Origin of the sequence: Microbacterium sp. BWR-S6Y (assembly GCF_041379845.1) — a bacterium.
Lineage (GTDB): Bacteria > Actinomycetota > Actinomycetes > Actinomycetales > Microbacteriaceae > Microbacterium > Microbacterium hydrothermale.
In genome coordinates this window covers 268,615-281,487 of the sequence record NZ_JBFECV010000004.1, presented here as the reverse complement: position 1 = coordinate 281,487, position 12,873 = coordinate 268,615, and the positions used below count along the sequence as shown (strand labels likewise).

15 protein-coding genes are annotated in these 12,873 nt (G+C 70.9%); 9 read left to right on the top strand and 6 right to left on the bottom strand.

Annotated features, from left to right (window positions below):
- Window positions 1-189: 189 nt before the first annotated feature.
- Window positions 190-876 (bottom strand): DUF998 domain-containing protein, encoded by a 687-nt coding sequence (locus AB1K56_RS10785; RefSeq protein WP_371205632.1) that lies wholly within the window; start codon window positions 874-876, stop codon window positions 190-192.
- Window positions 877-1,408: 532 nt separating this feature from the next.
- On the opposite strand from AB1K56_RS10785, the gene AB1K56_RS10780 reads away from it, so the two are divergent.
- Both AB1K56_RS10780 and AB1K56_RS10775 read left to right on the top strand, forming a co-directional pair.
- Entirely contained in the window at window positions 1,409-2,803 is a 1,395-nt protein-coding gene (locus tag AB1K56_RS10780) for a cell division initiation protein (RefSeq protein ID WP_371205631.1), read from the top strand.
- 41 nt (window positions 2,804-2,844) lie between these two features.
- On the top strand, window positions 2,845-3,783 hold the full coding sequence (locus tag AB1K56_RS10775; RefSeq protein ID WP_371205630.1) for an aldo/keto reductase family oxidoreductase: 939 nt from the start codon (window positions 2,845-2,847) through the stop codon (window positions 3,781-3,783).
- Between the two features lie 13 nt (window positions 3,784-3,796).
- Here AB1K56_RS10775 and AB1K56_RS10770 read toward each other — a convergent pair whose 3' ends face one another.
- Complete coding sequence (locus AB1K56_RS10770; RefSeq protein ID WP_371205629.1) at window positions 3,797-4,081, bottom strand: hypothetical protein; 285 nt, start codon at window positions 4,079-4,081, stop codon at window positions 3,797-3,799.
- Window positions 4,082-4,220: 139 nt separating this feature from the next.
- On the opposite strand from AB1K56_RS10770, the gene AB1K56_RS10765 reads away from it, so the two are divergent.
- Window positions 4,221-4,466, top strand: coding sequence for a hypothetical protein (locus AB1K56_RS10765; RefSeq protein ID WP_371205628.1), 246 nt, complete (start codon window positions 4,221-4,223; stop codon window positions 4,464-4,466).
- A gap of 135 nt (window positions 4,467-4,601) precedes the next feature.
- Here AB1K56_RS10765 and AB1K56_RS10760 read toward each other — a convergent pair whose 3' ends face one another.
- A complete protein-coding gene (locus AB1K56_RS10760) occupies window positions 4,602-4,979 on the bottom strand; it encodes a hypothetical protein (RefSeq protein ID WP_371205627.1) in 378 nt (125 codons plus the stop codon).
- Window positions 4,980-5,060: 81 nt separating this feature from the next.
- Here AB1K56_RS10760 and AB1K56_RS10755 point away from each other — a divergent pair, with 81 nt between their 5' ends.
- Both AB1K56_RS10755 and AB1K56_RS10750 read left to right on the top strand, forming a co-directional pair.
- Window positions 5,061-5,627, top strand: coding sequence for a MarR family winged helix-turn-helix transcriptional regulator (locus AB1K56_RS10755; protein WP_371205626.1), 567 nt, complete (start codon window positions 5,061-5,063; stop codon window positions 5,625-5,627).
- On the top strand, window positions 5,624-6,418 hold the full coding sequence (locus AB1K56_RS10750; protein WP_371205625.1) for a transglutaminase family protein: 795 nt from the start codon (window positions 5,624-5,626) through the stop codon (window positions 6,416-6,418). Before AB1K56_RS10755 ends, AB1K56_RS10750 begins: the two co-directional genes overlap by 4 nt.
- A gap of 57 nt (window positions 6,419-6,475) precedes the next feature.
- On the opposite strand, the gene AB1K56_RS10745 is transcribed toward AB1K56_RS10750, so the two are convergent.
- Window positions 6,476-7,231 carry an esterase/lipase family protein gene (locus AB1K56_RS10745; RefSeq protein ID WP_371205623.1) on the bottom strand — a complete coding sequence of 252 codons (756 nt, stop codon included), beginning with the start codon at window positions 7,229-7,231 and terminating at the stop codon, window positions 6,476-6,478.
- A gap of 60 nt (window positions 7,232-7,291) precedes the next feature.
- Here AB1K56_RS10745 and AB1K56_RS10740 point away from each other — a divergent pair, with 60 nt between their 5' ends.
- Window positions 7,292-7,540 (top strand): hypothetical protein, encoded by a 249-nt coding sequence (locus AB1K56_RS10740; protein ID WP_136585914.1) that lies wholly within the window; start codon window positions 7,292-7,294, stop codon window positions 7,538-7,540.
- The gene (locus AB1K56_RS10735) at window positions 7,537-8,988 is read left to right on the top strand and encodes a glycosyltransferase (RefSeq protein WP_371205622.1); all 1,452 of its coding nucleotides are present in this window, start codon (window positions 7,537-7,539) and stop codon (window positions 8,986-8,988) included. The genes AB1K56_RS10740 and AB1K56_RS10735 overlap by 4 nt, the downstream gene beginning before the upstream one ends.
- Before the next feature lie 151 nt (window positions 8,989-9,139).
- Here the strand turns inward: AB1K56_RS10735 and AB1K56_RS10730 are convergent, their stop codons facing one another.
- Window positions 9,140-9,355, bottom strand: coding sequence for a hypothetical protein (locus AB1K56_RS10730; protein WP_264630010.1), 216 nt, complete (start codon window positions 9,353-9,355; stop codon window positions 9,140-9,142).
- Window positions 9,356-9,684: 329 nt separating this feature from the next.
- Between AB1K56_RS10730 and AB1K56_RS10725 the strand changes: the two genes are divergently transcribed.
- Together AB1K56_RS10725 and AB1K56_RS10720 are read left to right on the top strand one after the other, a co-directional pair.
- Window positions 9,685-10,707 carry a TerC family protein gene (locus AB1K56_RS10725; protein WP_371205621.1) on the top strand — a complete coding sequence of 341 codons (1,023 nt, stop codon included), beginning with the start codon at window positions 9,685-9,687 and terminating at the stop codon, window positions 10,705-10,707.
- A gap of 114 nt (window positions 10,708-10,821) precedes the next feature.
- The gene (locus tag AB1K56_RS10720; protein ID WP_371205620.1) at window positions 10,822-11,787 is read left to right on the top strand and encodes an LLM class F420-dependent oxidoreductase; all 966 of its coding nucleotides are present in this window, start codon (window positions 10,822-10,824) and stop codon (window positions 11,785-11,787) included.
- 50 nt (window positions 11,788-11,837) lie between these two features.
- Here the strand turns inward: AB1K56_RS10720 and AB1K56_RS10715 are convergent, their stop codons facing one another.
- Window positions 11,838-12,668, bottom strand: a complete 831-nt coding sequence (locus AB1K56_RS10715) for a helix-turn-helix domain-containing protein (RefSeq protein WP_371205619.1) — start codon at window positions 12,666-12,668, stop codon at window positions 11,838-11,840.
- Window positions 12,669-12,873 lie beyond the last annotated feature (205 nt).

Below are 12,873 nucleotides of genomic sequence, written 5' to 3'. Positions count from 1 at the left end.
AATCGAACGACGAAGAGCAGGCCGATCGCGATCAGCACGCCCGGAACGGTGAGCGGCACCCCCGCGCCCTTCAGCACCGTCACCACGACGAGAAGGGCCGCGACGGGAAGCAGGATCCCGGACAGTCGCCGGATCCACCTCAGTGCGACGGATGCGTTCCGCCGAGGGTGCGGGGGCCTGTTCGTCACGTCAGCGGCCTCGGCGCCCGCCCGCGGCCGCACGGTGCTCGATCGCCACCTGCGATCCGAAGATGCCGAACCACGTGATCGCGAGAGTCGCCGCCGTGAACTCGAGGTTGCCGCCGAGCACCGTGTCACCGCGGAACAGCGCGATCATGGCCCCCGTGAGCGCGGTCGCACCGACGGCGACGAGAGTGAGCACACTCGCCGCCCTCATCCACGGGCGCCGACGGAGGGCGGCGACCTGGCCCATGGCGACGATCGCGAGGACGAAGCCGACGACGGCGAACGTGATGTGGATGAGATCCTGCGGGAGCGACCCGTCGGTGAAAGGCACCGGGCAGCCCGGTGAACAGGTGACGGCGGAGGCGACACCGAAGCACAGCCCGCAGAGGAGGAGGGTGGTCGCCACGGGCCAACCGACACGATAGAGGCCGCCGTCTCCCCGCAGCGCGCGGTCGACGAGCACCGCGGCGATCGCGAGGAGCAGCAGCGCGGCGTTGAAGAGGGGGGCGGTCGACATCCCCGTCGCGCCGAGCTGGCTGACGTAGTGGACGCTCGGGTCCCACACCCGGCAGACCCAGATGAGCGCCGCGCTGACGAAGGCGGCACCGGCTCCGATCCCGGCCTGGACCGCGGACCGGCCCGCGGCGCGGGGCGGCAGGATGCCGGTCGGCCGTTCGACGGTCTCGGTCATCGGGTCCTCCTGGATCGGGCTCCGCAACATTACCGTCTCGGTGTCGTCGGGCCTGCGGAGCACGGGTGATGTCCCTTACGCGGTGGGTGATTTCACCGCCGACGCCGCGGGGCGGTTCTCCCCGGGGATGGATGCTGGGCGAGCGGGCAGAGCGAGAGCGTCGTCGCGTGAGCCGGGGGGCCGCGCGAAAGGACCATCGCTCTGCCCGCACCTCGACGATGCCCGGCGGGAGAACGCGGAAGAGGCGAGCGGACGCGCCGGCCGGAGGCGAAGCCGGGGATGAAAAAACCGCCCCTCGCGACGACCCCGCGACGGCCGCTGCCAGAGTGAAAGCGAGCGGACGTCGAGTGGCTCTCCCCCAGAACCTCACTCTCCCCTACCTCTGCTCATTCCTGGATGCGCGGCCCCGGCCACGGCACCCGGCTGTCGGGCCGCGCATCCTCTGAGAACCTCCCCCGAACACCTCCGACCGAAACGACCGGTGGGGTTGAATCGGAAGGCGCAGGGGGCGCGAACACCGAGGAGGAACCCCGTGACCGATCGAGCCGACAACGATCCGAATCGTCCCGACGACGACCGCGTCGACGAGTCCCCGACATCGGATGCCGAGCTCGATGCCCTCCTGAGGTCGATCGACGGAGACGACGGTCCCGTCTTCCCCGTCGGGTTCCGGGGCTACGACCGCGAGGCGGTCGACGAAGCCGTTCGAGAACTCGGCGAGCGGCTCCGTCGCAGCGCCGAGGACGCCCACGACGCCAAGCTGCGCGCAGAAGCGGTCTTCGCGCAGCAGCGAGCGGAACACGATCAGGAGCTCGAAGAAGCGGCCCGCCGCCACGCCGAGGAGAACGGTGCTTCCCGCGAGCAACTGCGCGAGGCATCGGCCCGCGCCGCGGAGGCGGAGACGCAGATCTCCGCGCTGTCGAGCGACTTCGCCGCTCGACGGGGCGACGACGATCCTGAGCAGGGCCGGCAGCAGTTCGACGCGATCCTCCGGGTCGCGGAGGAACAGGCATCGGTCCTCGTGCAGAACGCGGTGGGCCAGTCGGAACGGCTGCTCGCGAGCGCCCACGACGAAGCCGCCTCCATCCGCGAAGAAGCGCTCGCCGAGCAGACCCGTCTGCGCGCCGAGGCGCAGCACGACGCGGATCAGATCCGTCTCCGCGTCGAGACGGAGGCCACCGCGCACGCCGCACGGCTCGAGAGAGAAGCCGCCCACGCGGCCGAGCGGGTGTCGCAGGCGGAGCGCGAAGCGCTCGCCATCCGCACGGAGTCCGAGAAGGGAGCCGCGGCGCTGCGATCGCTGGTGTCCCGCGAGACCACTGACCTCCGCGCCAAGGCGGAGCGGGACGTGCGCGAGATGACGGCCCGGGTGCTCGAGTTCGAGGAGTCGCTCACACGCCGGCAGGACGAGGCGCAGCAGGAGTTCCTCGTGCTGCACAACCAGGCCGTCGCCCACGCCGAGCGCATCACATCCGACGCGACCGAGCAGGTCGAAGCCGCTCTCGAGCACGCTCGACGCATCGCCGCGCGCGCGGACGACTACGAACGTCTCGCCCGCGCGCAGGCGCAGCGGACCGAAGCTGACGCTCAGGTGCGCGCCCGCGAGATCCTCGACGAGTCGCGCGAGCGCGCGCAGAAGATCGCCGACACGATCACGAACCACGCCACGGGGGTCCTCCGCGACGCGGAAGACCGCACGCGGGACCTCCGATGGCAGCAGCAACAGCTCGGCAGCTTCATGGCCGAGATGAACGAACTGCTCCGCGCCGCTCCCCGCGGTGCCCGCGACGGGCTCGCCTTCGACGAGACCGGCACCTTTGAGACCGGTGTCGACGAGACCGGCACCGACGAGAGCGATCCGGCGGCGGCGGACGCCCCCTCCTCGCCCGAACGCTCGGACGAGACCGACGACACCACGGAACGCTGACACCGGGCCGCGGTCGGGCGTCACCCGGCTAGCGTGGGGTGATGCGCAGTGTTCCCCTCGGCCCCTCCGGTCTCGCCGTCCCGAATGTCGTGGCGGGGATGATGCGGATCGACGACAAGACCGACGCGGAGGTGCGCGCCCTCTACGACGCGGCGCGTGAGTCCGGGATCGATTTCTTCGATCACGCCGACATCTACGCGAAGACCCTGCACTCGGCCGAGACGAGATTCGCCGAAGCTCTGTCGCTGAGCGCCGGCGAGCGGTCCGAGATCCGTCTGCAGACGAAGGCGGGCATCGTCCGCGAGGGCCCGTACTTCGATTTCTCGTACGACCATCTCGTCTCCTCCGTCGAGGAATCGCTCCGGGCCCTGCGCACCGACTATGTCGACGTCCTTCTCCTGCACCGACCCGACGCGCTCGTCGAGCCCGACGAGGTGGCCCGCGCGTTCGATCATCTCGAGCAGTCGGGAAAGGTGCGCGCCTTCGGCGTCTCCAATCACACGCCCCGCCAGATCGACCTGCTGCGCACCGCGGTCCGCCAGCCCATCGTGGCCAATCAGGTACAGCTGTCCATCGCGCACGCACCCCTGGTCGTCCAGGGCCTCGCCGCGAACATGGAGACGGCACCCCAGTCGGCGGTCCTGGACGGCGGCGGGCTCGTGGAGTACTGCCGCATCGAGAACATCACGCTGCAGGCCTGGTCTCCCCTGCAGGGCACGCGGGGCGGCGGCGGTGTCTTCCTGGGCCACCCCGAGTACGCCGAGCTCACGCGGGTGATCGACGATCTCGCGAACCACTATCGCGTGACGCCCCTGGCCATCGCCGTGGCCTGGATCACGCGGCATCCGGCGGGGATGCAGGTGGTCCTGGGAACGACGACGCCCGAGCGCGTGCGCGACGCGGCGGAGGGCTCGGACCTCTCACTCACCCGGGCGGAGTGGTATGCGCTGGTCCGCGCGGCGGGGTACATCGTCCCCTGAGGACCGCGCCGGCTCAATCCCCGCGCCGGCGACGCCGACCTCGCGAGATCACCACGATCGCTCCCACGACGACCACCGCCGCTCCGATCAGCGGGATCAGCACGAAGGCGAGACGCCCGGCCTCCGCCTCCGAGTCGGGCTGGGCCTGCTCGCCGACGACGGCGGAAGAGGAGTCCGCGACGATCTGCGGTTGCGGCGCGCCCCGCTCCGCCGCGGTGGCGGCGACGGGCCCCGGGGCAAGGGCGATCGAGGCGGCGAGAACCGCGGAGACGAACAGGGGGGTCTTTCGAGTGAGCACGGCGCTCCCTTCGTCGGTCCCGTCACGCTATGCGCCGCGGTGACCGTGCTCCGGGTGCTGGACGGCGAGGCCGAGTCCCGCTATGCGCCCGCGCGACTCGCCTAGGCTGAGGTGGTCGGACGGCAGGAGGGAAGACGCGATGACTCGATCTCGGCGCCCCCTCGGTGCGGTGCTCAGCGGAGCGGCGGCGGTTGTGGCCGCGGTGCCCACGCTGCTCTTCCCGGCCGATTCCCCCACCGAGCCGAAGCTCGCGCTCGTTGGCGTGGGAGCGGTCGTCTTCATCATCGCCATCGTGCGGATCCGGAACGAGGGCGCCGGATCCGATGTCACCGCGGCGCCGGACGACGTCAGTGGGACGCCGCAGCCTCCAGCGCCTCGGCGGTAATCACGGAGATGGGCTCTGTGGGCAGTTCCCATGACGCGACGGGGTTCATACGGGTCTTTCCTTAGGGGATGACGCAGCGGCGAGCGCGGAGCCCGGCTCTCGGCGAGCCGCCCGCGCGGGCGGCGGGGAGATGATTCAGGCGGCGCGCGCGAGCGAGCGCGTGGACGCGCTCTTGGGCGAGCTCGACCGCGTCGGTGCGACGCCGGCGGCGGGCTCCTCGACGGCGATGTCGAGGCTCAGGCCTCGCGAGGAATTGGCGTCGTTCGCCATGCGCTTGAGGAGGTTCTGATCCAGCGCCTCCGGCTGTTCGGAGTCGAAGACGAAGCGCAGAGGGATCGACGGCTGCAGCCAGATCGTGGAGCGGCCGACGGGCTGATCCGGGCCGTGGACCCACGAGAGGGTGAAGCTCTCACCGCGGCGGAGCTTGGTGGCGACGACCACCTTGACATGCGCCAGCAGCCGGTCGTCGATCTGAATCGGCTCCGTCGTGGTGCCGTAGAAGAGCTTCGCCATGATGTGACCCCTTTGCTCGTTGCTCACGGATGAACTTACTAGGTAGACTAGCGAATAGGCAAGCGAGATATTAGGAGCGAGATGAACACCGACACGCCCTCGCCCCCGTCCTACTGGTACAGCGACAGCGCCGACGACGAGCGCGGTGCCCGGATCATGGAGGCCATGCGCGCGTACCGTTCCGCCGAGATGGCGATGCGTCGGCGCACGCAGGAGTCCATGTCGATGGGCGAGAACGAACTGCTCGTCCTGCGCTATCTCGCGCGGTCCGCCTCCGAGGGCTCCGTGGTGACGCCGATCGATCTCGCTCGGCATCTCGGCGTGTCGACGGCATCCATGACCGCCCTCCTCGACCGTCTGGAGAAGTCCGGGCACCTGCAGCGCCACCCGCACCCGTCCGATCGGCGCAAGATCGTGGTCACGAGCACGACCCATGCCGATGAGGAGATCCGAGACACCCTCACCGCCATGCACGCCCGGATGATGCGGGCGACGCGAGGGATGAGTGAGTCCGAAACCGCGGCGGTGACGCAGTTCCTGACACGGATGCGGTGCGCCGTCGCCGACCTCTGCGCCGTCAGTGGGACGTGCTGCCCCGAGGCGGCGGCAACCCGCGCCTCCCCTCTCGAACCGGACGCGGCCGCGTGAGGGCACGAGTCGGGGTCGAGCTGATCCTCGACGTCGAGCAGGAAGCCGACGTCGTCCTCTCGGTCGTGCCCGCCGACGGGTGGGCCGTCGAAGAGAATCTGACCGTCCACGCCGACGGCCACGACGTCACGGCGAGCGCTCTCGGCGACGCCCACGGGACCCGGGTGCACCGGGCGCTCCTGCCGCCCGGGCGCACCGTCGTCTCCTATCAAGGTCTCGTGTCCAGCCCCTCCACCCCCGCTCCGTCGGACGATCTCGACTCGGTCCGATACCTCCGGCCCAGCCGCTACGCCCCCTCCGACGACCCCCGATTGACCGACGACGCGTCGGTGGAGGCGGAGTCGGCTCGCGAGGCGGTCAGCGAGATCGTCAACCGGGTCGCCGGTCGTCTCCGCTACGTCTCCGGAGCGAGCGGCCCCGCCGACACCGCCCTCGACACGCTGCGCGAGGGCGCCGGAGTCTGCCGCGACTACGCACACGTCACCATCGCTCTGCTGCGGGCCGCCGGCATCCCCGCGCGACTCGTCTCGGTGTTTGCCCCCGGGCTCGAGCCGATGGACTTCCACGCCGTCGTCGAGGCGTTCGTCGAGGGGCGGTGGGAGGTCGTGGATGCCACTCGCCTCGCGCCGCGCGCGCACTTCGTGCGGATCGCGACCGGCCGTGACGCGGCCGACACCGCGTTCCTGACCACGCTGTCGGGGATCGCCGCCCTGGCCTCGGTCGAGGTGACGGCCGTGGCGCTCGGCGACCTCGTCGCCGAGGATCCCGAGGCCACGGTCCTGCTGCGCTGAACCTCCCCGGGTCGGAGGGGCTCGGCGTCCTGACGCTCCGCGTGCGGCGCGGGCCGCTCATTCCGCAGCGCGGACGACCTCCGCGACCACGCGCGGGTCGGCGAGGACACGGAAGTGCCCCCCTTCCGCGAGGCGGACGTTGCGCGCTCCGGCGAGCTCGCTCCCCTCGGGAATGTGCGGATCGAAGGGGCCATAGACCGAGACGATCCGGGCGTTCGCCTCCGCGGCGGCGGCGAGCGCGCGCATGGTGGCGTCGCCGGAGGCGAACGCCCGGAGGGAGGGGGTCGGCATCAGTCTGCTGTAACGCGATCCGCCGAACGGTGTGGCGACGGCGACCATCGCGCGCACGCGCGCTCCCTCCGGAGAGAAGGCCATGAGGTGCTTCCCGATGAGCCCGCCCTTGCTGTGGGCGACGAGCACGACGTCGTGGAGGTCGTGCGCCACGAGGAAGGCCCCCACGCGCTCGGCGGACTCTGCGATCGGACGCCGGTTGCCGCCGAGCTCGACCACGGCATGGACCGGGTGCCCGCGCTCGTGCAGGACGCGGGCCAGCGGCTCCAGGAAGCGCCACGTCTCGTAGATCCCCGGCAGAAGGACGATCGGCCGCCCCTCCCCCTCCGCGAGGGATGCCGCGATCCCTCGCCCCCGCACGGCGCGGGCCTGCGCGCGCACGGCGTAGGCGTAGTCGCGCACCCACCACGAGAGATCGCGCATCCCGGTGCGCACGGCTGCCACGGCATCCCTCGACATCCGTCCATCCTGCGGTGCGAGGACCGCGCGGCGGGCGGGGTTGCGGACGGCGACGACGCGCACGCGCGCACGCCGCGCGCAACCCCGGGATCGCGGCCACCGGGACCGCCCTAGGGTGAGGCCATGGACATTTCGGACATCCGCTGGAACGAACCCGCGCGGCAGAAGATCCTCGACGACGCCGACGGTGTGTTGCGCGAGGCCGTCGTCGCGATCGCCCGCGAGAGCGACGGGATCTCGTCGGACGAGGCGTTCGCGCAGATCAACGCGCGCATCAAGGACCGCTTCATCGACTACGAGCCCGGCCCCGACATCCGCACCTACGCCGATGCGATCGCGGCCGGAGAGATCCCCACCGACGACGCCGGATGACCCGGGGGTCGATCCTCCCCCACGGGCGCCAGTTCGTCCTGACGTGGGGGATCCCGAGCGAGTACGGCGGTCTGACGGCCGCTCTCCTGCAGCGGTCCCGCCTATTCGCCGAGCGCGGCGGCACCCCGGTGCACGTGCTGACGTGCGACGACCGCGACGACAGGGCCGCTGTCGCGGCGGAGGTCGAGCGCCGCGGCGCCCTCTCGGAGGGCGTCGGCATCACCAACCTGTGGGACTGGCTGCGCGAGAACGATCTTCGCGGGCGGCCCGTGGGGGCGGGCTCCGGCTTCTCCCCCCTGTCCGACGACGCCGACACGCGACGCGAATACTCCGGCGGCATCCTGGTCCGGCGGATCCGGACGGATGCCGACGGCCTCGTCCGTCAGATCGACCATCTGCGCGACGACGGGACGCTCGCCGTGAGCGATCGCCGCGACGTCCCGCACTCGTCCGGCCGCCCGCGCCGCGTGATCGTCACGTGCGACGCGAGTGGACAGCCGCGCGCCGCCTGGCGCTGGGTGCGGGAGCTCTACGCCTCCTGGCTCGACCGGCTCATCGCGGGCGAGCGCTCGTTCGTCCTCGTCGACAGCAAGGCGATGGCGCGTTTCGCCGCCGGCTACCGCCGCCCGGGGGTGGTCGTGGTGCACGTCGTCCACGGCTCGCACCTCACCGACGACGGCTCGGCGATCCGCGCCTCGCGAGCGGAGGTCTTCTCTCGCCTCAGCGCCTTCGACGCCGTCGTGTTCTGCACCGCCCGACAGGCGGGTGACGTCCGTCGCCAGGTCGGGCCCGCACCGCTGCTGGCCGTCGTGCCGCATCCGGTCGCGCCGGTCGACGGCGTCGACACCGCGCGGCACCGCGACGGCGCCGTCGTGCTCGCCCGGCTGGAGCCCATCAAACGCGTGGAGGACGCCATCGACGCGGTCACCCGCGCTCGGAACGTCTCTCCCTCTCTCGGACTCGACGTGTACGGAGACGGTCCCGCCCGCCCGCGACTGGAGGGACTCGTCGCTGATGGCATCCGTCTGCGCGGGTTCGACCCCGCAGCACGGGAGGCCCTGAGCGATGCATCGTTCCTGTTGATGACGAGTCGCTCGGAGGCGTTCTCACTCGTCGTCGCCGAAGCGATGGCCGCGGGATGCCTTCCGATCGCCTACGACGTGCCGTACGGCCCCCGCGAACTCATCGCCCACGGCCGTACCGGATGGCTGGTCCCGGCGGGCGACGTGCAGGCCCTCGCCGACACGCTGGTGCAAGCGGCATCCCTCGCCCCCGACGAGCTCTCGCGGATGCGCCGGAACGCCGTCGACAGGACGCGCTCCCTGGACGAGGCGACGGTCCTCACCCGGTGGGCGGTGACGCTCTCGCGCGCCGCCCGTCGGCACCGGCTGAGGGAAGCGACCTGGCGATTCCGCGAGGTGCTTCGGCGCCGTCTTCGCATCGGCTGAGAGCCGGCTCGTTTCCGCCCGCCCGCGCGTACTCTTCTTCTACCCGGCCCCGGCATTCGCCGGCGCGGATGACGTCGATCCGGCGTCCCCGACGACTCCCGTCCGTCGAGCCCGTCCCCCACCTGGCTCCGGACGGGAGTCGTCGTCCGGCTCAGCGGTCCTCGCCGTAGCCGCGGATGCTGCGGAGGTCGTCCTTCAGGTCCTCCTTCGAGGCATCACCCGGGACGATGTCGCTCTGCGGCGCGTCATCCTGCACCGCCGCGTCGGCGGCCTGCTGCTCGCGGGCGCCGTCCTTCTTCTCCTCCACCCCGGCGTCGGTGGCACCGTCCATGACGGGAGCGTCCTGGGTCTCTTCGCGTTCGGTCATCGTCGTCCTCCTCGGAGCTGGTCGTGATCGGCATCCTGACCCCCTCGGGGATCCGGGAGGCGGGGCTTGCGTCGCCGTGTCCCAGGTGCTTCGCGATCTCGCCCCGGGGCGGTCGCTTCGGTGCCCGGCTAGCACACGTGCGCGGGCGACGTCCAGCGAGGGAATTTCCAGCCGCCTCCCGTAGACTGGTCTCAGCAAGGGGAGTACTCCCACCGCGACGATCTCGTCAATACGGTCCACGCCATCGAGGACCCGGGACGTCGGCCCATCTCGCCGGGTGGAGGAGACCTTGGTGTCTTGTCGTACACCTGTTTCCCTTGGAGGCCGTCTTGGGCGTCACACCCTTGATCTGGATCATCACCATCGCGATCACGGTCGCGTTCTTCGTCTTCGAGTTCTTCGCGCACGTGCGCAAACCGCACGAGCCGTCGATCGCCGAGTCGGCCCGCTGGTCGGCGTTCTACATCGGCCTCGCCCTGCTCTTCGGCGTCGGTATCGGCGTCGTGTCGGGCTGGACCTTCGGCGGCGAATACTTCGCGGGCTACCTCACCGAGAAGGCCCTCTCGATCGACAACCTCTTCGTGTTCCTGATCATCATGACCGGGTTCGCGGTGCCGAAGATCTACCAGCAGAAGGTGCTGATGATCGGCATCGTCATCGCCCTGATCATGCGCGGAGCGTTCATCGCCGTCGGCGCGGCGCTCATCGAGAACTTCTCGTGGATCTTCTACATCTTCGGCGCCCTGCTGCTCTTCCTCGCGTACCGCCAGGCGTTCTCGCACGGTGAGAGCGACCCCGCGAACGGCAAGTTCATGCAGTTCGTCCGCCGTGTCCTGCCCGTCAGCCCCGACTACAACGACGACAAACTGACCGTGAAGAAGGACGGCAAGCGCTTCGTCACCCCGATGCTGCTCGTCATCATCGCGATCGGCTTCATCGACCTCGTCTTCGCGGTCGACTCGATCCCCGCGATCTACGGGCTCACGAACGAGGCGTACATCGTGTTCACCGCCAACGCCTTCGCGCTCATGGGCCTGCGGCAGCTGTACTTCCTCATCGGCGGGCTGCTCGAGCGTCTCGTCTACCTCGCGCAGGGGCTGGCCGTCATCCTCGCCTTCATCGGCGTCAAGCTCGTCTTCCACGCTCTGCACGTCAACGAGCTGCCCTTCATCAACGGCGGCGAGCCGCTGCTGTGGGTGCCCGAGATCCCGATCTGGTTCTCGCTGCTGTTCATCGCGGCCACCGTGGCGGTCGCGACGATCGCGAGCCTCCGCAAGACCCGCAATGACGACCGCAAGAAGGAGCGCGAGACCTTCGACGGAGAGAAGGTCATCCACGCCCCCGAGGACTGAGGTCCGCACGAAGGGTCCGCGGCATCGCCGCGGGCCCTTCGGCGTTCCTGCCGCATCCGCGCGGCGAGCGCAACCCCGGCGAGCGCCCTCACCGGCCGTCCTACCGTGGCCGACATGACGCGATTCGGCTACACCCTCATGACCGAGCAGAGCGGCCCGAAGGCCCTCGTCGACTACGCCGTCGGTGCCGAGCGCGCCGGCTACGACTTCCTGGTCTCGAGCGATCACTATTCGCCGTGGCTGACCAGCCAGGGCCACGCCCCCTACGCCTGGACCGTCCTCGGAGCAGTCGCCCATGCGACCAGCGATGTCGAGCTGATGACCTACGTCACCTGCCCCACCGTGCGATATCACCCCGCCGTCGTGGCGCAGAAGGCCGCCACGCTGCAGCTGCTGTCCGACGGACGGTTCACCCTCGGCCTCGGCTCGGGCGAGAACCTCAACGAGCACGTCGTCGGCGAGGGATGGCCCGCGGTCCACGCGCGGCAGGACATGCTCGTCGAGGCGATCGAGATCATCCGCGCCCTGCACACGGGCGACCTCGTCACGTACGACGGCGAGTACTTCCGCGTCGACTCCGCACGCGTCTGGGACGCGCCCGACGGAGGGGTGCCGATCGGCGTGGCCGTGTCCGGGGAGCACTCCATCGAGCGGTTCGCGCCCCTCGGCGACCACCTCATCACCACCGAGCCCGACGGCGACCTCATCACGGGCTGGGACGCCCACCACGACGGCGCTTCGCGCAAGATCGGCCAGATCCCGATCAGCTGGGATCCCGACAAGGATGCCGCGATCGCGCGCGCCCACGACCAGTTCCGCTGGTTCGCGGGCGGCTGGGCCGTGAACGCCGACCTGCCGACGCCGGCGGGCTTCGCCGGAGCATCGCAGTTCGTCCGTCCGGAGGACGTCGCCGACTCGATCGCCTGCGGTCCGGACCTCGACGAACTCGCCGAGAGCGTCCGCCCGTTCATCGACGCGGGCTTCACCGACATCGCGATCGTGCAGGTCGGCGACGAGCAGCAGCAGCGCTTCGTTGACGAGATCGCCGGACCTCTCCTCGAGAAGCTGCGCGCGCTCTGACTCGCGGCGGGGCGTGCCTGCGGCGCGCCCCGTCCGTCAGCGCCCCGCCCTCAGCGGCGGAGGTACCCCGCTTCGACGACCCACTGCTCGAGCTTCCACGCGGGAAGACGGAAGACGCGGGCGACGGCGACCGTCGAGAACCCGCCCTCGACGACGGCGGCCACGGCGAAGTGCCGCAGCGAGGCGAACTCGCGGCCCGCCAGCGCGCCCTCCCGCAGATCAGCGAAGGTACGGGGCTGACGGCGAGTGCTCGCACCGGAGGCGATCACGACGTACGGCGAGGTCTCGTCGACGGGATGCCGCGCCGGCGACGGCGCGATCGGCGCGGCAAGCGGCGCCTCTCTCCGGGCGGTCCCGGTCGCACCCCCGACGAGGCCCGCACGCGGCGTCTGCTGCGACCGGGGCGGCGACGGTTCCCCGGGGTGATCCGGCATGGTCGGCGCGGCCGTGGCGGACGTCCACGGCGCGGCGGGGAGGTCCCCACCCCAGATGACCTCGCTCGGCACCACGTACGGGCTCACGGCGGGAGCGGGCGTCGCGGCGAGCCACGGGGCCGGAGGGAGCTCGCCGCCCCACACCACCTCGCTCGGCACGACGTACGCGCTGGCCGGGGTCTCGATCGCCCCCTCCCCCGCGGAACGTGCGGAGCCGCTGAACAGCTCTGCGATCTCGACCTCGAACGTCTCCGCCAGGGCGACCAGTGTCGCGAGCGAGGCCGTCGTGCGTCCTGCCTCGATCGCGCGCACGCGCGACTCCGACAGCCCCGCCTCGAAAGACAGCTCGAGCAGCGTGAGTCCGCGTTCTTCACGAAGCCTGCGGACGCGGTCGGCCAGGGTGCGCAGAACCTGGTCCAGGCGCCCGTCGTGCGAATCCATCGTCATCCGGCCAGGCATCCTCGTGCGGTCTCGGCGGGAGCCGCCGCGAGGCGACCGTGCGGCGGTGACGGGCGTGACGTGGTGCCGGACATCTCTTCATCTCCCTGTGCCGACGACGCAGCGGGTTTGCGTCCGGGGGAAGACGTTCCACGATATCGCGCGGGCGCGCGCGGAACCGTCATCTTCCGCGGGACGACACGCGAGTTGTCGC